Below are 24,092 nucleotides of genomic sequence, written 5' to 3' on the forward strand. Positions count from 1 at the left end.
GGGCCGTGTCTCAGTCCCAGTGTGGCCGGTCGCCCTCTCAGGCCGGCTACCCGTCGTCGCCTTGGTAGGCCATTACCCCACCAACAAGCTGATAGGCCGCGGGCTCATCCTTCACCGCCGGAGCTTTCCACCACCGAGGATGCCCTCAGTGGTCGTATCCGGTATTAGACCCCGTTTCCAGGGCTTGTCCCAGAGTGAAGGGCAGATTGCCCACGTGTTACTCACCCGTTCGCCACTAATCCCCCACCGAAGTGGGTTCATCGTTCGACTTGCATGTGTTAAGCACGCCGCCAGCGTTCGTCCTGAGCCAGGATCAAACTCTCCGTGAATGTTTACCCGTGATCGGGTTGACACTCGCGTTGAGCGGAACCGGAGGGGAGGAATAGTCCCCTCGGTTCACAGCGTCCTCGCTGTGTTTTCTACAAAGGAACCTCATCTCCGTGATGGAGACGGGGTATCAACTAATCTGGCGTTGATTTTTGGCACGCTGTTGAGTTCTCAAGGAACGGACGCTTCCTTCGTACTCACCCTCTCGGGCTTTCCTCCGGGCGCTTCCCTTCGTTGTTTCCAACCTTACCAGATTCTTTTTCCGTTCCGTTTCCGGTTCGGATTCAGTTTCCGGTGGCCGTTGGAGGGCCTTTGCCTTTCGGCCGGTCCGACTTTATCAGAATCATTTCGGCCGACCTAATCGGCGTTTGTGATTCGGATGAGAATCGGATTGGCTCCGTGGAAATCAATTCCGACCGGAGCGAGAGAGACTCTAGTTGATCGCTCTCGAACTTGTCCAGTCCGAGGCAACCGTTCAAAGCTACCTCCCCACGCCACCCGTGTCAACGGGTTTTGTGGGCGAAGAGGAGACTAGCAGCTCAGGAGGGCCCCACGCACATCAGGCGGCCGTGGGGAGCTCGGCGCTGCGGTCGGGGGCCTCGACGTCCCCGGTTTCGCCGGCCCGGGCCGCGCGGCCGCCGAGGACGTACACGTACGCGAGAAAGGCCAGCTCGGCGGCGATGCCGATGGCGATGCGGGCCCAGGTCGGGAGGCCGGAAGGGGTCACGAAGCCTTCGATCACGCCGGAGACGAAGAGGACCAGCGCGAGGCCGATGGCCATGCCGAGGGCGGCGCGGCCCTGCTGGGCCAGGGCCGTGCGGCGGGAGAGGGGACCGGGGTCGATGAGGGTCCAGCCGAGCCGGAGACCGGTGCCGGCGGCGACGAAGACGGCGGTCAGTTCCAGCAGGCCGTGAGGGAGGACGAGGCCGAGGAAGGTGTCGAGGCGGCCCGCGGAGGACATCAGGCCGATGCCGACGCCCAGGTTCAGCATGTTCAGGAAGAGGACCCACAGGACCGGGACGCAGAGGAAGGCGCCGAGGACGAGGCACATGGCGGCGGCCTGGGCGTTGTTCGTCCAGACCTGGGCGGCGAAGGAGGCTGCCGGGTGGCTGGAGTAGTAGGTCTCGTACTCCCCGCCGGGGCGGGTCATGCGGCGGAGATCCTCGGGTGCCGCGATGGATGCCTGGACCTCGGGGTGGGTGCCGATCCACCAGCCGATGAGCGCGGCGAGGAGTGTCGAGAGGACGGCCGTCGGAATCCACCAGTGGCGTGAGCGGTAGACGGCCGCGGGAAACCCGGCCGTGAGGAAGCGTGCGGCGTCGCGCCAGGAGGCGCGGCGGGTGCCGGTGACCGTGGCGCGGGCGCGGGCCACCAACTGGGTGAGCCGTGCCGTGAGCATGGGGTCGAGGGCACTCGACTGGATCAGCGAGAGGTGGGTGGCCGTGCGCTGGTAGAGGGCGACCAGTTCGTCGGCCTCGGCTCCGGTGAGGTGCTTGCCGCGGCGCAGGAGGTGGTCCAGACGGTCCCACTCGGCGCGGTGGGCGGTGACGTAGACGTCGAGGTCCATGATCGGCTGCTGCTCCAGGCACTGGTGCGTACGGTTCGTACTACTGCGGCGCGCTGGTGGTCAGCTTGGCAGACTGGCGTTCGGAGGGTTCGGGAAGGCCGAGGAAGGGTGGGCTCCGTGAGCGGGGTTGTGACGGGGGACGCGGTCGTACTCGGCCTGCAGCCCGCGAGGCTGCCGAGCCGGGCGCTGGCCCTTGTCATCGACCTCGTCGTGGTCTGGGCCGCGTACCTGCTCATATCCATCGGTCTGGCGGTGGCCACCGCCTCGCTGGACGAGGCGGCCGTCATGGCGGTGTCGGTCGCGTCGTTCCTGCTCGTGCTGGTCGGTGGGCCCATAGCGGTGGAGACGCTCAGTCATGGGCGTTCGCTCGGGAAGCTGGCGTGCGGGCTGCGGGTGGTGCGGGACGACGGCGGGCCGATCCGCTTCCGGCACGCGCTGGTGCGCGGGGCGATGGGGGTCGTGGAGATCCTGCTGACCTTCGGTGTCGTGGCGTGCATCGCTTCGCTGGTGTCGGCCCGGGGGCGGCGGATCGGTGACGTGTTCGCGGGGACGCTGGTCGTGCGGGAGCGGGTTCCGGCGGCTCGGGCGACGGCCGTGCCGCCTCCGCCGCCGTGGCTGGTGGGGCGCTTCGCGCAGTTGGACCTCTCGGCGGTGCCGGACGGTCTGTGGTCGGCGATACGCCAGTACCTGACGCGGATGGGGCAACTGGACGGTGAGGTGGGGCGGGCGCTGGCGGAGCGGCTGGCCGACGAGCTGGTGGCCCGGACCGGTACGCCTCCGCCGCCGGGGGTGCCCGCGGCGGCGTACCTGGCGGCCGTGGTGAGCGAGCGGCAGGCGCGGGATGCGCGGCGCGCGTTCGCGCCGGGGGGTGATGGGGCGGCGCGGGTGGTGGGGGCTGCGGGGGTGAGCGCTCCCGCGGTGGGTGCACCCGCGGTGGGTGTTTCAGCGGTGGGGGCTGCGGGGGTGAGCGCTCCCGCGGTGGGTGCACCCGCGGTGGGGGCTGGTGCGGTGGGTGCACCCGCGGTGGGTGCTCCGCTGCCGGAGGCTGATGCCGGTGGGTCGGCTGGGGCGGATGGCGCTGGTGCGTCCGTCGGTGCCGGTCGGGGCTCGGGGGGTGCGGCCGGGCCGTCGGGGGCGGCAGGTGACGGCGGGGTCGCGCCGCCCGCGACGGGGTTCGCTCCGCCCGCGTAGGGCGGGGAGGGGTCAGGGGAAGACGGACGGCGGGGTCTGGAGGTCCTCGAGCTCGATGCCGGGGGCCGCGAGGACCACGTCGCCGGCGATGTGGACCGTGTGCTGTTCGCCCGTGTCGAGGGCGTTGACCTGGTATTCGTCCACGGTCAGGGGGCCGTTGTCAGTGGCGTGCGCTTCACTTCTGATCAGGGCCCACGACTGGTCGACGGTGAGCGGTGCGAGGACCGGGTCCGTGAAGGCGACGAGGCGGACACGGGTGGGGGGAGAACCGGGGGTGAGGCGCAGCAGGCGGGACGTGGCGACGAGGAACGCCGGGGAGGTGCCGGTGAAGGCGTGGGCGCGCACATTGCCTTCCGTGGCATGTGATCCGGTGGGGTCCGTGCGGACCCAGGTGACGCCGTCGAGGGCGGCGCCGCGGACCTGCCAGCTCGCGGCGTGCAGTTCGAGGCGGATGGGGCGGCCGAGGTCGTCGAGGGTGAGGTCGACGGAGCCGGCGTGATCGCCGGAGGGGGTGGTGATCTGGGAGACGTAGCGCCAGCCGGAGGGGCCGGGTGCGCAGTTGAAGTGCTCTTCACCGAGGGGGGTGTGATCGTGCGGATCATGGAGCGAATAGCGGCCGCGGGGCATGGGTCCTCGGGTCCTCGGGATCGGCGGTAGGGGTACGCCCGGTAGGTACGGGGCAGGCCCCCGGCACGGGGGTGCGGGGGCCTGCCTGGTACCTGCTGCCGGTCACCGGCTGCTGCGGACGTGCGTCAGTGCACGGGCGCCGTCAGTAGCGGTAGTGGTCGGGCTTGTAGGGGCCCTCGACCTGCACGCCGATGTAGTCGGCCTGCTCGGGGCGGAGGGTCGTCAGCTTCACGCCGAGCGCGTCCAGGTGGAGGCGGGCGACCTTCTCGTCGAGGTGCTTGGGCAGCACGTAGACGTCGGTCGGGTACTCCTCGGGCTTGGTGAACAGCTCGATCTGGGCCAGGGTCTGGTCCGCGAAGCTGTTGGACATCACGAACGAGGGGTGGCCAGTGGCGTTGCCCAGGTTGAGCAGGCGGCCCTCCGACAGCACGATGATCTTCTTGCCGTCGGGGAAGGTCCAGGTGTGGACCTGCGGCTTGACCTCGTCCTTGACGATGCCGGGGATCTTCGCCAGGCCGGCCATGTCGATCTCGTTGTCGAAGTGGCCGATGTTGCCCACGATCGCCTGGTGCTTCATCCTGGCCATGTCCGAGGCCATGATGATGTCCTTGTTGCCGGTGGTGGTGATGAAGATGTCTGCCTGGCCGACGACCTCGTCGAGGGTGGTGACCTGGTAGCCGTCCATCGCCGCCTGGAGCGCGCAGATCGGGTCGATCTCGGTGACGATCACCCGGGCGCCCTGGCCGCGCAGCGACTCGGCACAGCCCTTGCCGACGTCGCCGTAGCCGCAGACCACGGCGACCTTGCCGCCGATGAGGACGTCGGTGGCACGGTTGATGCCGTCGACCAGCGAGTGGCGGCAGCCGTACTTGTTGTCGAACTTCGACTTGGTGACGGCGTCGTTGACGTTGATGGCCGGGAACAGCAGCGTGCCGTCACGGTGCATCTCGTAGAGGCGGTGGACACCGGTGGTGGTCTCCTCCGTGACGCCACGGATCTCGGAGGCGAGAAGGGTCCACTTCTGCGGGTTCTCGGTCAGGGTGCGGTTGAGGAGGCGGAGGATGTGGCCGTACTCCTCGCTGTCCGCGGTGGAGGGGTCCGGGGCCTCGCCGGCCTTCTCGAACTCGACGCCCTTGTGGACGAGGAGGGTGGCGTCACCACCGTCGTCGAGAATCATGTTCGGGCCGCCGGTGGGCGTGTTCGGCCAGGTCAGGGCCTGCTCGGTGCACCACCAGTACTCCTCCAGCGTCTCGCCCTTCCAGGCGAAGACGGGGACGCCCTGGGGGTTGTCCGGGGTGCCGTTCGGGCCGACCGCGATGGCGGCGGCGGCATGGTCCTGGGTGGAGAAGATGTTGCAGGACGCCCACCGGACCTGGGCGCCGAGGGCGACCAGCGTCTCGATCAGGACGGCCGTCTGCACCGTCATGTGCAGGGAGCCGGTGATACGGGCGCCCGCCAGCGGCTGGGTCTCGGCGTACTCCTTGCGGATCGCCATCAGGCCCGGCATCTCGTGCTCGGCGAGGGTGATCTCCTTGCGGCCGAACTCGGCCAGGGAGAGATCGGCGACCTTGAAGTCCTGTCGGTTGGCGACAGTCGTCATTTCGAGCTGCTCCTCGTGTTGGGTCGAGGGTGGGTACGGCTGGCTCTGCGAGGTGGCCGGACACAAGGATGCCCGGTACTCGCAGTGCAGTCGTCGGAGGCCCTCTCTCCCTCGGCCGGTCCGTCGCGGACCGCCCGACCGCCATCAGCAGCGACGTCTGGCTCTGTCACGAATCTACACCGATCGCTCCGGCGACCCACAGTCCGCCCGGGCCGGGTTCCGGCCGACGTGGCGCGCGGTGGCGCGGGGCCGGGTGGCCGGCGGGGCGCGGGCCCCGGGGCGGCGGGCGGTCGGGAGCGGTGCCGGGCGGGGCGGTGGCCCAGGGGTCGGGGACCGGGGGCGGGCATGGGGAAGGCCCCCGCCCGGTGGTGCCGGGGGCGGGGGCCTGGTGCCGTCAGGAGGCGGGGGTGGGCTTGGTGTCCCGGAAGATGTCGGGCTCCAGGTAGATCACCCGGGCGATCGGCACGGCGGTGCGGATGCGGGCCTCGGCGGCGTCGATCGCGGTGGCGATGTCGGTGGCGGTGTCCTCGTGCCGGACGGCGATCTTCGCGGCGACCAGCAGCTCCTCGGGGCCGAGGTGGAGCGTGCGCATGTGGATGATGCCGGTGACGGTGTCGTTGTCGACGAGCGCCGCTTCGATCTTCTTGACCTCGTCGGTGCCCGCGGCCTCACCGAGCAGGAGCGACTTGGTCTCGGCGGCCAGGATGATCGCGATCGCGATGAGCAGGACGCCGATGCAGAGGGTGCCGATGCCGTCCCAGACGCCGTTGCCCGTGGCCAGCGCCAGGCTGACGCCGACGAGCGCGAGGATCAGGCCGACGAGGGCCCCGAGGTCCTCGAGGAGGACGACCGGGAGCTCGGGCGCCTTGGCACGGCGTACGAACTCCTTCCAGGACAGCTTGCCGCGGACCTCGTTGGACTCCTTGATGGCCGTCCGGAAGGAGAAGGTCTCGGCGATGATCGCGAAGACGAGGACGCCGACGGGCCAGTACCAGGCCTCGATCTCGTGCGGGTGCTTGATCTTCTCGTAGCCCTCGTAGATGGCGAACATGCCACCGACGGAGAAGAGGACGATCGAGACGAGGAAGGCATAGATGTACCGCTCGCGGCCGTAACCGAAGGGGTGCTGGGGCGTGGCCTCGCGCTGGGCCTTCTTGCCGCCGAGGAGCAGCAGGCCCTGGTTTCCGGAGTCGGCGAGCGAGTGCACGCTCTCGGCGAGCATCGAGGACGAACCACTGAAGAGGAACGCCACGAATTTGGCCACCGCGATAGCGAGGTTCGCGGCGAGCGCCGCCACGATCGCCTTGGTTCCGCCTGACGCGCTCATGCGTGCGGGTGTCCTTCCTGATGCTGCCGGCTGCTGGGTACTGGGGGGTGGTTCGTACGGCGGCACATTGTTGCAGCAGCCGGGGCGGGCGGTGCGTCAGGCCACCACTGTGGCCCGGAAGAGGGTGCCGGTACCGGACAGTTCGGCTTTTTCGCCCGCGGGGACGAAGACGGACTGGCCGGGCGTCAGGGTCAGGTCGTTCACCCGGGGGGTCCCGGAGGTGGCGAGGACGATCTGGGGGGTGGCGGCGGTGATGTCGACGGGGCCGGCGCCTTCGGCCCGTACGTACCGCGAGAGGCGGAACTCGTCGACGGGGGTTTCGTACACCTCTTCACCGGAGGGTGAGGCTTCGGGGCGCAGGATGCCGGGGTCGTTGGCCTCGAAGCGGACGACGCGGAGGAGTTCGGGGACGTCGACGTGCTTGGGGGTCAGTCCGCAGCGCAGGACGTTGTCGGAGTTCGCCATGATCTCCACGCCGAGGCCGCCGAGGTACGCGTGCGGGACGCCGGCGCCGAGGTAGAGCGCCTCGCCGGGCTGCAGGCGCACGTGGTTGAGCAGCATGGCGGCGAGGACGCCCGGGTCGCCGGGGAAGTGGTGCGCGAGGACGGCGTACGGGGCGTGGGCGCCGCCGAGCCGGTCACAGGCGGCGGCGGTCTCGGTGACGGTGGCCGCCATGTCGGCGGGGTCGGCGGACAGGACGGCCGTCAGGACCTCGCGGAGCGCGGCGTCCTCGGGATGGGCGTGGAGGAGGTCGACGTACGGCTTGAGGGAGTCGACGTCGAGCGCGGCGAGGAGGTCGGCGGTCCTGTCGGGGGCGCGGAAGCCGCAGAAGCCTTCGAAGGTGGTGAGGGCGCAGATCAGCTCGGGCTTGTGGTTGGCGTCCTTGTAGTTGCGGTGGGGCGCGTCGATGGGGATGCCCGCGCGCTCCTCGGCGGCGTGTCCTTCCCTGGCCTGGGTCAGGTCCGGGTGGACCTGGAGGGAGAGGGGGGCGGCGGCCGCGAGGATCTTGAGGAGGAAGGGCAGGCGGGGGCCGAACCTGGCGACGGCGGCGGGCCCGAGTTCGCGTGCGGGGTCGGCCTCGATGAGGGCGGAGAGCGGTTGCTCCGGCTGTCCGGCGCGGGTGACACGGGAGGGGGCGCCGGGGTGGGCGCCCATCCACATCTCGGCCTGCGGCTCGCCGGTGGGGGCGACGCCGAGCAGTTCCGGGATGGCCGTCGTGGAGCCCCAGGCGTACGGGCGGACGGTGTTGGAGAGGCGGTCCATGCGGCGTCTTTCCTTGCGTCGTGGGTGGCGGCCGGGGGTGGGCGGTGTCCTTGTGGTCAGCCGGCGTTGCGGCGGGACGCCAGCGCCAGGTAGACGGCCGCGAAGTCCGTCACCGCCAGCAGTTCCGCGAGCGCTTCCAGGTCGGCCGTGGCGCCGTCGTCGGCCGCGCCGTTCTCGGGTTCCAGCTCGCTGATGGTGGTGTCGTGGCTGAGCGCGAGTTCGCGGGCGGCCGGTGCGGCGGTGAGGCCGCCGACCGGGCGGTCACGCAGCAGGACGACCCGCGCGTGGAGGGCCTGTGCCTCCTCGACGCGGTCCCGGAAGAAGTCGTCGGGATCGGCGCCGGCCGCGAAGTCGCCCGCCAGGAGGGTCCGGTGGGCCTCGAGGGCCTCGGGGAGTTCCGCCGCGAAGGCCGGGCGGCCGGCCAGCTCCGCCAGCACGGTGGCGAACCGGCGGCCGATGGGGGCCGTGGTGACGCCCTCGGTCCAGATGAGCGGGAGGGTGTCGGCGAGTTCGGCGGCGAGGGTCTTGGCCGGGTTGCCGTACGTGGCGACGGCCGGGCCGCAGCGTTCGGCCGTGCGGTCGAGGCGGTCGGCGACCTTCTGGAGGGCGTCGGCCGGGGCGGTGACGAGACCGACGCGGTCGAGCAGCGAGAGGAGCGGGGTGAACAGGGCCCACAGCGCGGCGGGGCTCGCGGCCTGTGACTCCTCGTCGGTCAGCTCGTGGGGCGCGGTCGCCATCGGGACGACGAGGCCGTGCGTGTCGCCGACGGCCTCGGCGAGCGGGGAGCGCTGGGGGGCGACGGCGACGACGGTGACGCCTCGGCGGTACGCCTGCTCGGCGAGGAGGGAGAGGCCGGGTTCGCTGCCGTCCGTGGTGGTGATCAGGAGCAGGTCCACCGAGCCGGTCCAGCCGGGGAGCGTCCAGCGCAGCGCGCCCGGGGCGGCCGCCACGCCGGTGGAGTGCAGGCGCGCGACGGGCGCGGACGCCCCGGCCAGTACGGCCACCAGGTCGGCGACGCCGGCGGCGGCGGTGCCGGGGCCGGCGATGAGGATGGCGCGGGGGCGGCCTTCGGGGTTCAGCTCGGTGACGCCCGCTTCGGCGGCGTGGCGGGCGGCCGTGCGTACGCGGGCGCCGGCTTCGGCGGCCCCGCGCAGGAGACCGCGGCGGTCGACTCGGGCCAGGGCGTCCGGGTCGTCGAGCAGCGTCTCGTCGAGCATGAGGTGGGGCCTCCGATCGCCGTGCTGGGTGGTGTGCGGTGCGGCGCGGCGCCGGGGTGTGCGGCGCCCTCGCGGGTGCGCCGTCAGGCGGGGCGGCGGGCCTCGTCCACGAGGAGGACCGGGATGCCGTCCCGTACGGGGTAGGCCAGGCCGCAGTCCTCGCCGGTGCAGATCAGCTCCGGGGTCTCGGCCGCCGTGCGGTCGTTGAGCGGGGCGTGGCAGGCCGGGCAGGCGAGGATCTCCAGGAGGCCGGCTTCGAGCGGCATGGGGTCGGTCCCTTCGGGGTGTGGGTGGTGGGTCCGGTGGCCGGTGGCGCGCCGCTGGGTGGTACGCATCGGGCCACGTCAGCCTACCGCCGGGGGGCGGGGGATGTGGGGTTGGCGGGGGTCGGGTCCCGCGCCCCGGGCGGTGGGGTGCGGGGCGCGGCGCGTGGCCTTGGCGGGCCGTGGGGCACCGGGGCCGGGGGCGCCGGGGCCGGGGCGTGGGTCGGAGGCCGGGGGCCGGCCGGCACCGGGCGGGCGGGGGGGGCACGTCCGGGGCGGCCGGCCGGGTGGCCGGGTGGGTGCGTGTCAGGCGGTGCGGACGAGGGCGAGGACCTCGTCGCGCAGGGCGGCCATCGTCGGTTCGTCGCGGGCCTCGACGTTCAGGCGCAGCAGCGGTTCCGTGTTGGAGGGGCGGAGGTTGAACCACCAGTCGGCGCCCGTGACCGTCAGGCCGTCCAGGTCGTCGGTCGTGACGCCGTCGCGGGAGGCGAACGCCTCGCGTACCGCCGCCGTACGGCCGGGCTGGTCGGCGACCGTGGAGTTGATCTCGCCCGACCCGGAGTAGCGGTCGTACGAGGCGACCAGCTCGGACAGCGGTCCGGTCTGCCCGCCCAGGGCCGCGAGGACGTGGAGGGCGGCCAGCATGCCGGTGTCGGCGTTCCAGAAGTCGCGGAAGTAGTAGTGCGCGGAGTGCTCGCCGCCGAAGATGGCACCGGTACGGGCCATCTCCTCCTTGATGAAGGAGTGGCCGACCCGGGTGCGCACCGGCGTCCCGCCGTGCTCGCGGACGACCTCGGGGACGGACCACGACGTGATCAGGTTGTGGATGATCGTCCCCGTGCCGCCGTTCCTGGCGAGCTCGCGCGCCGCGACCAGCGCGGTGACCGCCGACGGGGACACCGGGTCCCCCTTCTCGTCCACCACGAAGCAGCGGTCGGCGTCGCCGTCGAAGGCCAGGCCCAGGTCGGCGCCCTCCTCCCGCACCCGCTTCTGGAGGTCCACCAGGTTGGCCGGGTCCAGGGGGTTGGCCTCGTGGTTGGGGAACGTGCCGTCCAGCTCGAAGTACAGGGGCACCAGGTCCAGCGGCAGGCCCGCGAAGACGGTGGGGACCGTGTGGCCGCCCATGCCGTTGCCGGCGTCCACGACGACCTTCAGCGGCCGGATGGCGGCGAGGTCCACCAGGGTCTTCAGATGGGCGGCGTAGTCGCCGAGGGTGTCCCGCTCGGTCAGTACGCCGGGAGCGGCGGCGGCCTCGGGCGCGCCGGTCTCCAGCCACTTCTCGACGAGCGCGCGGATGTCCGCGAGGCCGGTGTCCTGCCCGACGGGCGCGGCGCCCGCGCGGCACATCTTGATGCCGTTGTACTGGGCCGGGTTGTGCGACGCCGTGAACATCGCGCCCGGCAGCCCGAAGCGCCCCGACGCGAAGTACAACTGGTCCGTGGAGCACAGGCCGATCAGCGTGACGTCCGCGCCGCGCCGGGCCGCGCCCCGGGCGAACGCACCGGACAGGCCGGGCGACGAGGGGCGCATGTCGTGGCCGACCACGATCGCCTCGGCGCGCGTGACCTCGACGAACGCCGCGCCGAAGAGCTCCGCCAGCGGCTCGTCCCACTGATCCGGCACCACTCCGCGGACGTCGTACGCCTTGACGATCCCCGACAGATCACGAGACAGATGAGCTGTCACTTCCCCGCACCCTCCTGCAAGCCCTGTGTGGTCCACCCGAGGGTGGAGGACACAAACTACCCGGTAGGGGGCGGGGGCTCAGGAGTCGGGAGAGCGCAGCACCCGCAGGTGCCCGCGGCGCCCGACCTCCACCGGGTCGCCGCCACGGCCGCCGGGCTTGCCGCCGGCCTGCGCGGCGCGCTCCTGGGGGCGGGCCGCTTCCCGTACGGCGTTGGCGAGCGCCTCGAGGTCGTCGCCGCTGGGGCGGCTGGGCGCGGAGCCGTCGGAGAGCCGCACGACCTCCCAGCCGCGCGGCGCGGTCAGGCGCTCGCTGTGCTCGGCGCACAGGTCGTAACAGTGGGGCTCGGCGTAGGTGGCGAGCGGGCCGAGGACCGCAGTCGAGTCGGCATAGACGTACGTCAGTGTCGCGACGGCAGGGCGGCCGCACGCGGTGCGCGAACAGCGACGTACAGGGCTCACGACGTTGGACGGTACCGCACTCTTGAGCGGGCCGCGACGACTCTCCACCAGGTCACTCGCCCGTGTCGCGGTGTGACCTCCCGCACAGGGGCTCCGGGGGAGGCTCGACTGACCTGCGGGGAAGGTCCGATCCGGGGATGCCGGCGGCCGACGGACCGAACGCCACCCCGAACGAATCCGGTCATTCAAGGCGATCCGACCGGTTCATTCTCAGTACTGGATCGAGCCCATTCGTGGCTGAAATGCTCAATCAACGACACGCCCTTGGCATGGCGCGCGACACGATCGCCGTACGCCGGGGAGAGCTACCCTGCCTCAGTGATGGACAGTTCCGTACCGCCCCGACCGGCCGAGCCCCGGCCGCGCCGCCGCGACCGGCACGGCCGCGGCATGCGCGGGCCCGTGGCCCCGCCCCAGGTACCGCTCTCCGCCACCCGCGCGGACACCTTCCGCGATCTGGTGCAGGACTCGGTGGAGCGCCTCGAGCGGCGCTGGCCGCAGCTCGCCGACGTCGACTTCCTCGTGCTCGAGGTCCCGGTGGCGCCCGAGGAGTCCGTGCCGCTCGGCGTCTCGGTCCCGGCCGGCCGCGACCGGCCCGCGCGGGTCATCGTCTACCGGCGGCCGGTCGAGCTGCGCGCCAAGAACCGCGACGAGCGTGCCCTGCTGGTCCACGAGGTCGTGGTCGAGCAGGTGGCGGAGCTGCTCGGGCTGTCGCCGGAGTCGGTCGACCCCCGGTACGGGCAGGACTGACCGCCCCACCGGCAGGGGCGGGGCCGGCCCGGCCCGTTCGGTGGGGCGGGACCGGCCCGGCCGTCGGGACCCGTCCGCGAGTACCCGGCCGACAGGACCTGTCCGGCTGTCAGGGAGCCGTCACGGCCGGCCCGTCACGACCCGTCCGTCAGCACCGACAGGTCCTGCCGGGCCGCCGGGACCTCCACCGTGCCGCGGTCGTCGCCGAGGGTCTGCACCGTGAACATCGGGATGCCGTCGTCCGGCTCGGCCAGCGTGCGCGCCGCGTGCACCGGGCCGCCCGAGAGCGTCTCGACCGTCAGCGCGTACGAGCCCTTCAGCCCGGCCGGCACCGGCGGCGTGACCGCCAGGGTCGTGCCGCTCCTGACCGTGTACGTCTTGGTCGCCGGCGTCCCTCCCCCGGTGCCCGCCGACGCGGTGACCCTGACCTCCGCGGTCGCGCCCGGCGCGGTCAGCGACAGGGTGGTGCCCTCGGCCCGGTTGTCCGCGGCGGTCGCCCGCTCCCCCACCGGCCCGGTCGCCGGGATGAACGCCACCTCCTGGTCGTCGCCCTTGCCGCGGACGACCCGCAGCGCGGCGACCACCGGTGTGGCGCGGCCCTTCTGGGCCGGGGACAGCAGCAGTGACGCGGCCTCGCCGCGCGTGACGTCCTTGAGGTCGACGGCCGCGGTCATCCCCGACTTCACGTGCAGGCCCTCGGCCGCGGCCGGGGTGATCGTGCCGGTCGGGCTCGCGAGCTGGATCTTCAGGTCGGCGTCGTCCTCGCCGGGCGCGTACGCCACCAGCCGTACGGACGTGGCGTCCGCCGGGATGCCGGGCAGGACCAGCGTGCCGGCCGGGTCGACGGAGGCGGGGAGCCAGTCGCTGCCGAGCGTCTCGTCGGCGGAGCGCACCACCGCGCCCACCCGGCCGCTGCGGGTGGTGACGTGGACCGTGACGTCATCGGCGGCCGGGTCGGTGGTCAGGGTGGACAGCAGGACCGGCACGCTGGACCGGGCCGGGACCGTGATGCCCTCGGTGAGCTGGGACTTCAGCGTGCCCTCGGGCCCGTGCAGCTCGATGTCGACGACGGTGGCCGTGTCGTCGGGGTTGGTCAGATGGACGTAGTCCGCGCGCTGCTTGGCGGTCGAGGCACCGGGGAACCAGAAGTCGGTGTCGGGCGCCGTGCAGCTCACGCCCAGCAGGCCGTGCCCGCCGCCCGCCGGGACCTTCGTCGTCTGCTGGGTGGTCCAGCCGGGGGCGAGCCGTCCGGAGGCCGAGCCGATCAGGGCCGGGGCGTCGCCGCCGTCCGCCTCGGCGGTGGCCGGCCTGCCGGGCTGGGTGAGGCTGAGGGCGGGCTTGTCGGCGGCCGGGGCCTTCTTGGTGGTGCCGGCCTTCCTGGGGGTCGCGGTCGTCTCGTCCGCCGTGGCGGTGGACGGCTTCAGCTCCGCCCGGCCCGCGGAGGCCGCGCCGGTGCCGGACGCCTTCCCGGCCGGGGTGAACGACGTGTACACCGTCTCGGCGACCTCGGAGTTGCTCGGCGCGGGGCACAGCAGGCTGGAGCGCTCGACCGGGAGCCGGACCGGGGCCGGGGCGGCCGTCGGCGTACCGGCGCCGCCGTCCGGGGAGGTCAGGGCGGCGAGACCGGTGACCGCGGCGAGGGCGGTGACGGCGGCGGCGAGGGAGAGGGTGGTCCGGTTCACTGGTTGCTGCTCCCGTCGGGACGCTGCTCGTTGTCGTACTCGTAGCCGTACTGCTGCTGCTCGTACTGCCCCTGCGGGTACTGCTGGTACTGCTGCTGGTACTGCCCCTGCGCGTCGTAGGGGCCCTGCTCGTAGCCGGTCTGTTCGTATCCCGTCGGGGGCTGCTGGTACTGCTCGTAGGACTGCGGGTACTGCTGGTACGGATCGGCCTGGTACTGCTGCTGCCCGGCCGGGTGACCGGCGTACGTGTGGCCGCCGTCCCACTCGCCGTAGGCGGGCTGGCGCGGCACCTCGGGGTGCGCGTACGGGTCGGCGTCCGGTACGGGTACGGAGGCGGGGGCCGCCTCCGGTGCAGTGTCGGCGCCCTGACCGGCTTCCGCCGCCCCGGCGGCGTCCGCGGCCGCCGCCCGCAGCCGGCGTGCCCGGCGGCCGTCGCCCGCCAGGTCCTCGGCGGTCACGGCGGGCTCCTCCTCCGGCAGGTCGTCGTCCACGTCGCGGCGCCGCCCCGGCAGGGCCAGGACGAGGAGGACGACGGCCAGGAATGCCTGCGTCCAGACCCAGGCGGTGTGCCCGAAGGAGTCCTCGTACGTCAGGTCCAGGCGCCCGCCCTCGGCGGGCAGCTCGAAGCCCTGCGCCCAGCCGTCCACGACCGTCTTCTCCAGCGGCCGCCCGTCGATGGTGGCCCGCCAGCCGTCGTCCGCCCGGTCCGCGATGCGCAGCACGCGGCCGGAGGCGCCCGAGGGGATGTCGGTGTGCGCCTCGACCGGGCCGGCGGCGACCGCCAGCCGCTCGCCCTTGCCGTCGCCGCCCGGGACGATGGTGGCCCGCGCGACCTGCCGGTCCACCCGCCACAGGGCGCTGCCGTCGAGCTGGCTGAGCCGGGTGAGCCCCGGCGTGGCGTCCAGGACGCGGCCCATCTGGCGCGGCGCGCCGTCCCGTACCAGGACGTACCGGATCGCGAAGCCGCTGAGCTGGTCCGTCTGGTCCGCGCCGGAGCCCGCGACCAGGTTGGCCACGACCTTGTCGAGGCGGGCGTCGCCGCCGCCCGCCGCGGCCAGTTCGGCGTCCCCGAGGCGGGCGCCCGAGCCGCGCAGCAGGGTGTAGGGCACCTCGGCCGTGGAGGTGCCGCCCAGCACCAGGGTGCGCGGCTGGTCCCGGGTGTCGCTCTCCTCGGCGACGAACGCGGGCACCTGCACCGGGTCGCGCCGCTCGAGGGGGCCGGCCGCGCCGCCGAGCATCCAGCCCGCCGCGGAGACGACCGGTCCGGCGGCGGCGGCCAGCGCGATCAGCACGGCCACCGGCTGGCGCCAGCCGAAGCTCTGGGAGGCGACGCGCGTACGGCCGCCCTCCGCGCCGAGCATGCCGGCGGCCAGCAGCGCGATGCCGTACACGAGGGTGGCGGGGCCGGCCCAGCCGGAGCCGTTGGTCAGCACCGCGAACACGAGGGCGACGACTGCGGCCACCCAGGCCGTGCGGACGGCGAACTGCCGCTCCGCGCGCAGCAGGGCCGCCAGCGCCGCGAGGACCAGGCCGATCAGCACCAGCCCGCCGACGGTCCGGGGGCCGCCCGGGGAGACGCCGAGCAGGTCGAGGGGCGACGCCGAGCCCGCGGTGTACTCCGTACCGGCCTCCCTCAGGAAGGCGGACGGGTCGCTCAGCAGGGTCAGCGACCAGGGTGCGAGCAGCAGCAGCGGGGTGCCGGCGACCGCCAGGAAGCGCAGCCCGTACGCGACGGCGTCCCCGCGCCGCAGCACCAGCACCGCGAGGCCGAGGACGACCGCGAGCGGCCAGACGACCGGGGTGAACGCCATGGTGAAGGTGAGCAGGAAGGCGTACGCCCAGGTGGCGCGCCAGCTTCCGCGTCCCTCACCGCGCAGCCCGTGCGCCGCGACGGCGGCCCGGGCGATCAGCGGCAGCAGGACGGCCAGGACGGCCGTGCCCAGCCGCCCGGTCGCCAGCGCCCCGGTGGCGGCGGGCAGGAAGGCGTACGCGACGGCTCCCCAGGCGCGCAGCAGCCGCGACTCGACCAGGGGACGGGAGGCGAAGTACGCGGTGAAGCCGGCCAGCGGCACCGAGCAGACCAGCAGCACGGTGAGCGCGAGGCCGGTGGAGCCGAGGAACACGGCGGACAGGGCGGCGAGGATCGCCAGGTACGGAGGGGCGGTCTGGGTGCCGCCGGTGCCCAGCGGGTGCCAGGCGTCCGCGTACCGGGCCCACAGGTCCCCGACCCCGTCGGGGACGGGCAGCAGCGCGCCGCCCGCGAGGGAACCGCCACCGAACAGGCCGCGGCAGGCCACCACCGACACGAGCAGCAGCAGCGCGAAGAGGACCGGGCCCGGCTTGCGGGCGATCTTCTTGAGCCGGGCGAACTGCTCGATCTCGAGGTAGTCGGCGTCGTCCCCGCCGGGGCCCGACTCCACCGCGCCGTGGCGCGAGCCGCCCGAATCGGCGTCCGTGCCGCCGACGTTGGACATGACCTGTTCGACGGTGGCGCGGACGGTGGCGCCGGGCGGCGGGAACAGCGGGCGCAGCTCGGACGCCTCGACGGCCCTGTGGCTCCGCTTCCGGCGGGCCGCGATGATCCGCTCGGGCCGCAGCAACGTGCCGAACAGACCCATGACTTCGTCGACGGCCTGGCCGGGCGCCTTGCCGACGAGGTAGGCCAGGGTGCGCAGGAGGGTGCCGACGACGAGGCGGAGGAGGACCCAGGGGAAGGCGGCGCCGCGCGCGTTGGCCAGCAGCGTGTAGACGGCTCCCGCCTTGTCGACGCGGTGCGGGCTGGCGACGGAGCGGCCCGCGCAGTCGACGGTGCGCCGCTCGCGGGCGGACGCCTCCGCGTGGCGGAGGACGGCGTCGGGGGCGACGAGGACGCGGTGGCCGGCGGCGTGCGCGCGCCAGCACAGGTCGACGTCGTCACGCATCAGGGGCAGACGCCGGTCGAAGCCGCCGAGCTCCTCGAAGACGTCCCGGCGAACGAGCATGCCGGCGCTGGAGACGGCGAGTACGGGGCGGACCTGGTCGTGCTGGCCCTGGTCCTGCTCGCGCCGGTCCAGGCCGGTCCAGCGGCGGCCACTGTTGGCGATGGACACGCCCACTTCGAGGAGCTGCTTGCGGTCGTACCAGCCGCGCAGCTTGGGCCCGACGATCGCCGCGTACGCGTCACTGTCCGCGACGCGGAGCAGCTCGGCGAGGGCGTCGGGCTCGGGCGCGGCGTCGTCGTGGAGCAGCCAGAGCCACTGGACGGGCTCGCCGTGCGGCAGGTCCGGCATGTCGTAGGCGTCGTCGTTCCACGTCCGGCTGACGGGATCCCAGCCGCTGGGCCGCTTCAGGTACGGCAGCTCCTCGGGGCCGAGCACGGGCGCCGTGCGCGCGGCCTCCTCGACGGCGGCGCCGAAGCCCGTGCGCCGCGCGAGGTGCAGCACCCGGTCGTCGCCGATGGCCTCGGTGACCAGCCGCGCGGAGTCGTCGGCGCTGCCGGTGTCGGCGGCGACGACGTTCTGTACGGGGCGTTCCTGGCCGAGCAGCCCGGCGAGGACGTCCGGCAGCCACCGGGCGCCGTCGTGGGAGACGAGCACGGCGGTGACGACGTGCCGCGGGAATTCGGGCTGCTGCGCGGTGGCGGACATCGGGTTACGGGCCCTCCGGCCGGGGGTCGCCCGCGGGGGGCGTGGGAGCGTCTCGGACGGAGGCCCACACTAATGGCTGGCAGGACGGCGGTCGGCCGCCTGTGGACAGAGCACGGCCGGCGGCTCGTTCTTGCCGTTCTTTACGTACACGTGTGCACGCTTTGGCCGGTCGGCGTGCGTGGATGACCGGCGCGGTGGCTTGCGCGCAGGCGGGGCAGGCGGGGCTGCCGGGGGCTCGGTGGCGGTCCGGCGGGCCGGGGGCCCGCGCGCGGCCCGCCCCGGGCGGCGCCTGGGGAGCGGGTGGGGGCGTGGCCCCTCCGGGCTCGACTCCTCGAGGCCGGCGGCCTCGGGTAACGCCGTCGGGAGCCCACCCCTCGCCGCCAACCTCTGCGGGGACGACCCTGCACGGCCCCGCCCGCGCCGGATGGCGGGTGCGGCATACGGATGCGGCGGCTGGGAATCAGCGCGCCCGTGCCGGTGTCGCGCCGGGCGGCCGGCCTGTGTGGCGCCCCGGCCGGTGGTCGGTCAGACCGCGGCTTTCTTCAGGCGGCGGCGCTCGCGCTCCGACAGGCCGCCCCAGATTCCGAATCTTTCGTCATTCGCGAGCGCGTACTCAAGGCATTCCGAACGGACTTCGCAGGCGAGGCAGACCTTCTTGGCCTCGCGTGTGGATCCGCCCTTCTCGGGGAAGAACGACTCCGGATCCGTCTGGGCGCACAACGCGCGCTCCTGCCAGCCGAGTTCCTCATCCGCGTCCTCGACCAGCAGTTCCTGGAACAACTCGGTCATGTGCGCCCCTCGTCGGTCTTTGCGTCCCCGTGATGTGGCCGTTTGTCGAATTTTTCGGCCGAACGACACGAGTGAAATTACAAGTGTGGTGCTCCGGGCCAGTCAAGCCGGGATCTGCTATTGGGCCCGGTATTCACTCTGCGGAACCAAGGCTATGCGGAAAGTGTTCAAATCAGCAAAAATGAGACACATGCCGTCACCCAGCCCGCACCCTCCCTTTCACCACCTCTCCCAGGGAGGACGTCCGCCGCTTCGATCTTGTTGCGGTCGAGCCGGCGAAGCGACCCGGATCACAGTCAGGTCACGAGAGCGCGACGACGTTTGCGCGGGTGGTTGCTGCGCCATGTGTCCGGGCCCCCCTCAGCACAAACCTTTCTCCGGACGGAGTAACCGGATGAGGTGAAACATTGCCGCCAAATCGGTCATTGGGTTGACAGACGTAATCGAGCCGGTCACCTTTGATGGCATGCCAGCGACCACAGCGCTCCTCGCGACCCACGACCGTGGGTCCCGCAGCGCTGCCCCGGCTCTTCAGCCGCTCTGTCGCTGTCGCTGTCGTTGTTCCTGCTGTTGATGCCGTAGCGCTCCAGCTCTCCTCCCCCGCGTCTGTTTCCCGCCTCCGGTTTCCGGACGTTCCGGACCCGTTTCTCCCCAGGAACCCCCGCAGCCCATGAACAGCGACAGCGACCTCCAGATCGCCGGCGACATCCTCGCCGTCCAGCACCTCCTCCAGCCCGCCAAGGCCCACCCGTCCACCGTGGCCGAGTTCGCCGGTCTCGCCCGTTCCATCGCCGCCGACCGGGCGCAGTGGGCGCACCTCGTCGACTACGACGCCACCACTCGCTGGTACCACCGGCTGCGCACCGGTCCCGGTTACGAGGTGTGGCTCCTGTCCTGGGTGCCCGGTCAGGGCACGGGTATGCATGGTCACGGCGACTCCTCCGGCGTACTGACCGTTCTCGAAGGGGAACTGACGGAACGTACGGACAAGGGCGCGCGGCTGCTCAACGCCGGCGCGCAGCGCGTCTTCGCGCCGGGGTACGCGCACGACGTGGTGAACGACTCGCTCGAACCCGCCGTCAGCCTGCACGTCTACTACCCGGGGCTGACCGAGATGCCGATGCACGGCACGGCCTGCTCCGCCCCTCGGGCCCGGGATGCCGTGACCGCCTGACACACTGCTGCGCATGCGCATTGTGGTTCTGGCCGGAGGCATCGGCGGTGCCCGTTTCCTGCGCGGCCTCAAGCAGGCCGCGCCGGACGCGGACATCACGGTCATCGGCAACACCGGTGACGACATCCATCTGTTCGGGCTGAAGGTCTGCCCCGACCTCGACACGGTGATGTACACCCTGGGCGGAGGCATCGACGAGGAGCAGGGCTGGGGGCGCGCCGACGAGACCTTCCGGGTCAAGGACGAGCTGGCCGCGTACGGCGTGGGGCCCGACTGGTTCGGGCTCGGCGACCGCGACTTCGCCACCCACATCGTCCGTACGCAGATGATGGCCGCCGGCTACCCGCTGAGCGCCGTCACCGAGGCACTGTGCGCCCGGTGGAAACCGGGCGTGCGGCTGCTGCCGATGTCCGACGACCGGGTCGAGACGCACGTCGCCATCGAGGTCGGGGGCGAGCGCAAGGCCGTCCACTTCCAGGAGTACTGGGTCAGGCTGCGCGCCTCCGTGGACGCGCACGCCGTGGTGCCGGTCGGCGCCGAGCAGGCCGGCCCCGCGCCCGGCGTGCTGGAGGCCATCGGCGAGGCCGACGTCGTGCTCTTCCCGCCGTCCAACCCGGTGGTGAGCATCGGCACCATCCTCGCCGTGCCCGGCATCCGCGAGGCGATCGCCGAGGCGGGCGTCCCGGTCGTCGGCCTGTCCCCCATCGTCGGCGGCGCGCCGGTGCGCGGCATGGCCGACAAGGTGCTGGCGGCCGTGGGCGTCGAGTCCACGGCCTCGGCGGTCGCGCGGCACTACGGCTCCGGGCTGCTCGACGGCTGGCTCGTCGATACGGCCGACGCCGGCACGGTCGGCGAGGTGGAGGCGGCCGGCATCCGGTGCCGGGCGGTGCCGCTGATGATGACGGACGTCGACGCCACGGCGGCCATGGCGCACGAGGCGCTCGCCCTCGCCGAGGAGGTACGCGCGTGACGGCTCCCTCCTACCGGGTGTGGGCGCTGCCCGGGCTGCCCGAGGTGCGGCCCGGGGACGATCTCGCCAAGCTGATCGCGGCCACGGAACCCGGGCTCGCCGACGGTGACGTGCTGCTCGTCACGTCGAAGATCGTCAGCAAGGCGGAGGGGCGGGTCGTCGCGGCGGACGACCGCGAGGCCGCGATCGACGCCGAGACGGTCCGGGTGGTGGCCCGGCGCGGCACCCTGCGCATCGTGCAGAACCGGCAGGGCCTGGTGATGGCCGCGGCCGGGGTCGACGCGTCGAACACCCCGGCGGGGACGGTGCTGTTGCTGCCGGAGGACCCCGACGCGTCGGCGCGCGCCCTCCGCGAGGGGCTGCGGGACGTGCTCGGCGTGGACGTCGGTGTCATCGTCACGGACACCTTCGGGCGGCCGTGGCGCAGCGGGGTCACCGATGTGGCGATCGGCGCGGCGGGCGTCCGGGTGCTGGACGACCTGCGCGGCGGCACGGACGTGTACGGCAATCCGCTCGTCGCCACGGTCGTCGCCGGAGCGGACGAGCTGGCCGCCGCCGGGGACCTGGTGAAGGGCAAGGCGGCGGGGCTGCCGGTCGCGGTGGTGCGGGGCCTGGCGCACCTGGTGGTGCCGGACGCGGGCGAGGGTGCCCATGCGCTCGTGCGGGACGCGGCGGACGACATGTTCCGGCTCGGCACGTCCGAGGCGGTGCGCGAGGCGGTCACGCTGCGGCGGACGGTACGGGAGTTCACGGACGACCCCGTGGACCCGGGCGCGGTCCGCAGGGCGGTGGCCGCCGCCCTGACGGCGCCCGCGCCGCACCACACCACACCGTGGCGGTTCGTGCTGCTGGAGTCGGAGGAGTCGCGGGTGCGGCTGCTGGACGCCATGCGGGACGCGTGGGTCGCCGACCTGCGCGCGGACGGTCTCGGCGAGGATGCCGTCGCGCGGCGGGTGCGCCGCGGGGACGTCCTGCGGCGTGCGCCCTACCTGGTGGTGCCGTGCCTGGTGGCGGACGGCGCGCACCACTACGGGGACGCGCGGCGGGACGGGGCGGAGCGCGAGATGTTCGTGGCCGCGGCCGGGGCGGGCGTACAGAACTTCCTCGTGGCGCTGGCCGGTGAGCGGCTGGGGTCGGCGTGGGTGTCGTCCACGATGTTCTGCCGGGACGTCGTGCGGGAGGTGCTGGGGCTGCCGGGCGACTGGGACCCGATGGGCGCGGTGGCGGTCGGGCGCCCGGCCGGCGTACCGGGGCCGCGGGCGCCACGGGACGTGGAGACGTTCGTCGAGGTGCGGTGAGCCGCCGGGGCACCCTGGATCGTCACCGTGCGGTGAGGCCCCGGGGCGTCCCTGCGGCTCCTACAGCGCGGCGATGTTGCCGGGGGTGAAGCGGGGGCCGCGGCGGGGCGGGGTGTGGCCGCTGAGGAGGATGAGGCGGGCGGCGCGGTGGCGCTGACCGGCGTAGGGGGCCAGCAGCTCCAGCATCTCCTCGTCGTCCGCGTCCCGGCGCCCCGCCAGGGCGTACCCCACGATGCCCGGCAGGTGGTAGTCGCCGGTGGTGACCGCGTCGGGGGCGCCGTTGCTGCGCTGCACGGTCTCGGCGGACGTCCAGGGGCCGACGCCGGGCACCAGTTCCAGGCGCTGCCGGGCCTGCTCGGGTTCCATCGCGGCGGCCTCCTCCAGGCGGCGGGCCACCCGCACCGCCCGGATGACCGTGCCGGAGCGCTTGGCGTCGACACCGGCGCGGTGCCACTCCCAGGACGGGATCAGCGCCCAGGTGCGCGGCTCCGGCATGACGTACAGCCGGTCGTTCGGGCCCGGTGCGGGCTCGCCGAACCCGCGCACGAGCAGGCGCCACGCCCGGTACGCCTCGTCCGTCGTGACCTTCTGCTCCAGGATCGAGGGGATCAGCGACTCCATGACCAGCCCGGTCCGGGTCAGCCGCAGCCCCGGGCGGCGCCGCTCCGTCACGGCCAGCAGCCGGTGGCGGGGGGTGAACGCCGACGGGTCGTCCTCCGCGCCGAGGAGCGCCGGGAGGCGGTCCAGGAGCCAGGGCGCGCCCGCGCCCCACGCCTCGGCCTCGACGGTCCCGCCGCGCGCCGTGACCCGCAGTGTCCCGGGGCCGTCCGGGGTGCGGGTGGCGCGCCAGACGGAGCCGTCGGGTGCCGTGCGGAACGTGGGGTCGCCCGGGCCGCGGCGCAGCGGCCCGAGGGCGAGCCCCAGGTCCAGCGGGAACGGCGGTGACCAGGTGCGGGTGCGCGGCGCGGCGGCCGGGGCCCTGGGTGAGCGGGCCGCGGGTATGGCGACCTGTCCGCCGCGCACGGTGGTGCGGGTCGGGCGCGGTGCGTATCGGCCTGCCACGTCGCTACGGTCCTCGGGGTTCGGGTGCCCGGCGGGGTCCGTCCGGGGTCCCTATGAGGGTAGACCCCCGCTCCGTCACTGGTCCGACGAGAACCGCACCGCCCCGTCCGGCAGCCGTGCGCCGCACCACACCCGGACCCCGTCGCGCAGCTCGTTGTCGGCGCCGACCTGCGCACGGTCGCCGATGACCGCGCCGTGCAGGATCGTCCGCGCGCCCACCCGGGCGCCCTCGCCGATCAGTGAGTCGGTGATCACCGCGCCGGCCTCGACGACCGCGCCGTCCAGCACGGTGCTGCCGGCCACGCGGGCGCCCTCGCCGACGGTCGCGCCGGCGCCGATGACCGTACCGCCCGTGAGCTTGGCGTCCGGGGCGACGGCGGCGCCCTCCAGGACGAGCCGGTCGCCGCGCCGGCCGGGCACGGCCGGGGACGGGGCGCGGCCCAGCACGAGGTCGGCGGAGCCGCGCACGAAGGCCTGCGGGGTGCCGAGGTCCAGCCAGTAGGTGGAGTCGACCATGCCCTGGAGGTGGGCGCCGGTGGCGAGCAGGTCGGGGAACGTCTCGCGTTCGACCGAGACGGGGCGCCCGGCCGGGATGGTGTCGATGACGGAGCGGCGGAAGACGTAGGCGCCCGCGTTGATCTGGTCGGTGACGATCTCCTCGGGCGTCTGCGGCTTCTCCAGGAAGGCCGTGACCCGTCCGGTGGCGTCGGTCGGGACGAGCCCGAACGCGCGCGGGTCCTCGACGCGGGTGAGGTGGAGCGAGACGTCGGCGCCGGACGTCTCGTGGGTCTCCACCAGGGCCCGGATGTCCAGGCCGGTCAGGATGTCCCCGTTGAAGATGAGGACCGGTTCGTCCGGTCCCGAGTGCAGGCGCGAGGCGACGTTGCGTATGGCGCCGCCCGTGCCCAGGGGCTCCTTCTCGGTGACGTACTCGATGTGCAGGCCGAGCGAGGACCCGTCGCCGAAGTACGGCTCGAACACCTCGGCGAGGTACGAGGTCGCCAGCACGATGTGCTCGACGCCCGCCGCCCGGGCGCGGGCCAGTTGGTGCGTGAGGAACGGGACGCCCGCCGCCGGAACCATGGGCTTGGGCGTGTTGACCGTCATCGGACGCAGCCGGGTGCCCTTGCCACCGACCAGGAGGATCGCTTCTGTCACCTGTCGTCTCTGCTTCCTGCTGGGTCCGGTCGATGGGCCACATCGGTCATATGACC

General features: G+C 73.3%; 19 protein-coding genes and 1 rRNA gene. 5 read left to right on the top strand and 15 right to left on the bottom strand.

The annotated features are described in order from the left end of the window. Together E2B92_RS07640 and E2B92_RS07650 are read right to left on the bottom strand one after the other, a co-directional pair. Positions 1-329: ribosomal RNA gene (locus tag E2B92_RS07640) — 16S ribosomal RNA — on the bottom strand; the annotation flags it as partial. A 557-nt stretch (positions 330-886) separates the two neighbouring features. Continuing rightward, complete coding sequence (locus tag E2B92_RS07650; protein ID WP_126889558.1) at positions 887-1,894, bottom strand: stage II sporulation protein M; 1,008 nt, start codon at positions 1,892-1,894, stop codon at positions 887-889. A 117-nt stretch (positions 1,895-2,011) separates the two neighbouring features. Between E2B92_RS07650 and E2B92_RS07655 the strand changes: the two genes are divergently transcribed. Continuing rightward, the gene (locus E2B92_RS07655) at positions 2,012-3,085 is read left to right on the top strand and encodes an RDD family protein (protein WP_200836919.1); all 1,074 of its coding nucleotides are present in this window, start codon (positions 2,012-2,014) and stop codon (positions 3,083-3,085) included. A gap of 12 nt (positions 3,086-3,097) precedes the next feature. Here E2B92_RS07655 and E2B92_RS07660 read toward each other — a convergent pair whose 3' ends face one another. The 8 genes from E2B92_RS07660 to E2B92_RS07695 all read right to left on the bottom strand — a co-directional run bounded on the left by E2B92_RS07660 (position 3,098) and on the right by E2B92_RS07695 (position 11,575). Next, positions 3,098-3,712 (bottom strand): hypothetical protein, encoded by a 615-nt coding sequence (locus tag E2B92_RS07660; RefSeq protein WP_133087435.1) that lies wholly within the window; start codon positions 3,710-3,712, stop codon positions 3,098-3,100. Positions 3,713-3,854: 142 nt separating this feature from the next. Then, entirely contained in the window at positions 3,855-5,312 is a 1,458-nt protein-coding gene (gene ahcY / locus E2B92_RS07665) for an adenosylhomocysteinase (protein ID WP_133087436.1), read from the bottom strand. Positions 5,313-5,706: 394 nt separating this feature from the next. Next, on the bottom strand, positions 5,707-6,639 hold the full coding sequence (locus tag E2B92_RS07670) for a cation diffusion facilitator family transporter (protein WP_126889477.1): 933 nt from the start codon (positions 6,637-6,639) through the stop codon (positions 5,707-5,709). Positions 6,640-6,735: 96 nt separating this feature from the next. After that, positions 6,736-7,902, bottom strand: coding sequence for a mannose-6-phosphate isomerase, class I (gene manA, locus E2B92_RS07675; RefSeq protein ID WP_126889478.1), 1,167 nt, complete (start codon positions 7,900-7,902; stop codon positions 6,736-6,738). Between the two features lie 56 nt (positions 7,903-7,958). Next, positions 7,959-9,119, bottom strand: coding sequence for an SIS domain-containing protein (locus E2B92_RS07680; protein ID WP_126889479.1), 1,161 nt, complete (start codon positions 9,117-9,119; stop codon positions 7,959-7,961). Positions 9,120-9,202: 83 nt separating this feature from the next. Further along, positions 9,203-9,385, bottom strand: coding sequence for a Trm112 family protein (locus tag E2B92_RS07685; RefSeq protein ID WP_126889480.1), 183 nt, complete (start codon positions 9,383-9,385; stop codon positions 9,203-9,205). Between the two features lie 303 nt (positions 9,386-9,688). Continuing rightward, a complete protein-coding gene (locus E2B92_RS07690; protein ID WP_126888974.1) occupies positions 9,689-11,056 on the bottom strand; it encodes a phosphomannomutase/phosphoglucomutase in 1,368 nt (455 codons plus the stop codon). Between the two features lie 90 nt (positions 11,057-11,146). After that, complete coding sequence (locus tag E2B92_RS07695; RefSeq protein WP_126888970.1) at positions 11,147-11,575, bottom strand: DUF3499 domain-containing protein; 429 nt, start codon at positions 11,573-11,575, stop codon at positions 11,147-11,149. Positions 11,576-11,848: 273 nt separating this feature from the next. On the opposite strand from E2B92_RS07695, the gene E2B92_RS07700 reads away from it, so the two are divergent. Further along, positions 11,849-12,277, top strand: a complete 429-nt coding sequence (locus E2B92_RS07700) for a metallopeptidase family protein (RefSeq protein ID WP_126888971.1) — start codon at positions 11,849-11,851, stop codon at positions 12,275-12,277. Between the two features lie 134 nt (positions 12,278-12,411). Here the strand turns inward: E2B92_RS07700 and E2B92_RS07705 are convergent, their stop codons facing one another. The 3 genes from E2B92_RS07705 to E2B92_RS07715 all read right to left on the bottom strand — a co-directional run bounded on the left by E2B92_RS07705 (position 12,412) and on the right by E2B92_RS07715 (position 18,374). After that, positions 12,412-13,959 (bottom strand): DUF5719 family protein, encoded by a 1,548-nt coding sequence (locus E2B92_RS07705; protein WP_126888972.1) that lies wholly within the window; start codon positions 13,957-13,959, stop codon positions 12,412-12,414. Continuing rightward, on the bottom strand, positions 13,956-17,585 hold the full coding sequence (locus E2B92_RS07710; RefSeq protein WP_126888973.1) for a glycosyltransferase family 2 protein: 3,630 nt from the start codon (positions 17,583-17,585) through the stop codon (positions 13,956-13,958). Before E2B92_RS07710 ends, E2B92_RS07705 begins: the two co-directional genes overlap by 4 nt. A gap of 525 nt (positions 17,586-18,110) precedes the next feature. Continuing rightward, complete coding sequence (locus E2B92_RS07715; RefSeq protein WP_023588371.1) at positions 18,111-18,374, bottom strand: WhiB family transcriptional regulator; 264 nt, start codon at positions 18,372-18,374, stop codon at positions 18,111-18,113. A gap of 670 nt (positions 18,375-19,044) precedes the next feature. Between E2B92_RS07715 and E2B92_RS07720 the strand changes: the two genes are divergently transcribed. The 3 genes from E2B92_RS07720 to E2B92_RS07730 are packed head-to-tail and all read left to right on the top strand — an operon-like array spanning position 19,045 to position 21,816. Then, positions 19,045-19,548: a cysteine dioxygenase gene (locus E2B92_RS07720; protein WP_126887972.1), complete on the top strand. Its 504-nt coding sequence runs from the start codon at positions 19,045-19,047 to the stop codon at positions 19,546-19,548. Positions 19,549-19,561: 13 nt separating this feature from the next. After that, the gene (gene cofD, locus E2B92_RS07725; protein ID WP_126887971.1) at positions 19,562-20,518 is read left to right on the top strand and encodes a 2-phospho-L-lactate transferase; all 957 of its coding nucleotides are present in this window, start codon (positions 19,562-19,564) and stop codon (positions 20,516-20,518) included. Beyond that, positions 20,515-21,816, top strand: coding sequence for a coenzyme F420-0:L-glutamate ligase (locus tag E2B92_RS07730; RefSeq protein WP_126887970.1), 1,302 nt, complete (start codon positions 20,515-20,517; stop codon positions 21,814-21,816). The genes cofD and E2B92_RS07730 overlap by 4 nt, the downstream gene beginning before the upstream one ends. Before the next feature lie 60 nt (positions 21,817-21,876). Here the strand turns inward: E2B92_RS07730 and E2B92_RS07735 are convergent, their stop codons facing one another. Together E2B92_RS07735 and E2B92_RS07740 are read right to left on the bottom strand one after the other, a co-directional pair. Beyond that, entirely contained in the window at positions 21,877-22,878 is a 1,002-nt protein-coding gene (locus E2B92_RS07735) for a DNA-3-methyladenine glycosylase family protein (RefSeq protein WP_126887969.1), read from the bottom strand. A gap of 75 nt (positions 22,879-22,953) precedes the next feature. Continuing rightward, a complete protein-coding gene (locus E2B92_RS07740) occupies positions 22,954-24,036 on the bottom strand; it encodes a nucleotidyltransferase family protein (protein WP_126887968.1) in 1,083 nt (360 codons plus the stop codon). Between the last annotated feature and the right edge of the window lie 56 nt (positions 24,037-24,092).

This window comes from Streptomyces sp. WAC05374, assembly GCF_004353505.1.
Classification (GTDB): domain Bacteria; phylum Actinomycetota; class Actinomycetes; order Streptomycetales; family Streptomycetaceae; genus Streptomyces.

Excerpts from the sequence above, each read along its gene's own strand:
- E2B92_RS07710 (WP_126888973.1), bottom strand. The coding sequence starts at position 17,585 with ATGTCCGCCACCGCGCAGCAGCCCGAATTCCCGCGGCACGTCGTCACC.
- E2B92_RS07685 (WP_126889480.1), bottom strand. The coding sequence starts at position 9,385 with ATGCCGCTCGAAGCCGGCCTCCTGGAGATCCTCGCCTGCCCGGCCTGC.
- cofD (WP_126887971.1), top strand. The coding sequence starts at position 19,562 with ATGCGCATTGTGGTTCTGGCCGGAGGCATCGGCGGTGCCCGTTTCCTG.
- E2B92_RS07715 (WP_023588371.1), bottom strand. The coding sequence starts at position 18,374 with ATGACCGAGTTGTTCCAGGAACTGCTGGTCGAGGACGCGGATGAGGAA.
- E2B92_RS07720 (WP_126887972.1), top strand. The coding sequence starts at position 19,045 with ATGAACAGCGACAGCGACCTCCAGATCGCCGGCGACATCCTCGCCGTC.
- E2B92_RS07650 (WP_126889558.1), bottom strand. The coding sequence starts at position 1,894 with ATGGACCTCGACGTCTACGTCACCGCCCACCGCGCCGAGTGGGACCGT.
- E2B92_RS07670 (WP_126889477.1), bottom strand. The coding sequence starts at position 6,639 with ATGAGCGCGTCAGGCGGAACCAAGGCGATCGTGGCGGCGCTCGCCGCG.
- E2B92_RS07700 (WP_126888971.1), top strand. The coding sequence starts at position 11,849 with ATGGACAGTTCCGTACCGCCCCGACCGGCCGAGCCCCGGCCGCGCCGC.
- manA (WP_126889478.1), bottom strand. The coding sequence starts at position 7,902 with ATGGACCGCCTCTCCAACACCGTCCGCCCGTACGCCTGGGGCTCCACG.
- E2B92_RS07660 (WP_133087435.1), bottom strand. The coding sequence starts at position 3,712 with ATGCCCCGCGGCCGCTATTCGCTCCATGATCCGCACGATCACACCCCC.
- E2B92_RS07680 (WP_126889479.1), bottom strand. The coding sequence starts at position 9,119 with ATGCTCGACGAGACGCTGCTCGACGACCCGGACGCCCTGGCCCGAGTC.
- ahcY (WP_133087436.1), bottom strand. The coding sequence starts at position 5,312 with ATGACGACTGTCGCCAACCGACAGGACTTCAAGGTCGCCGATCTCTCC.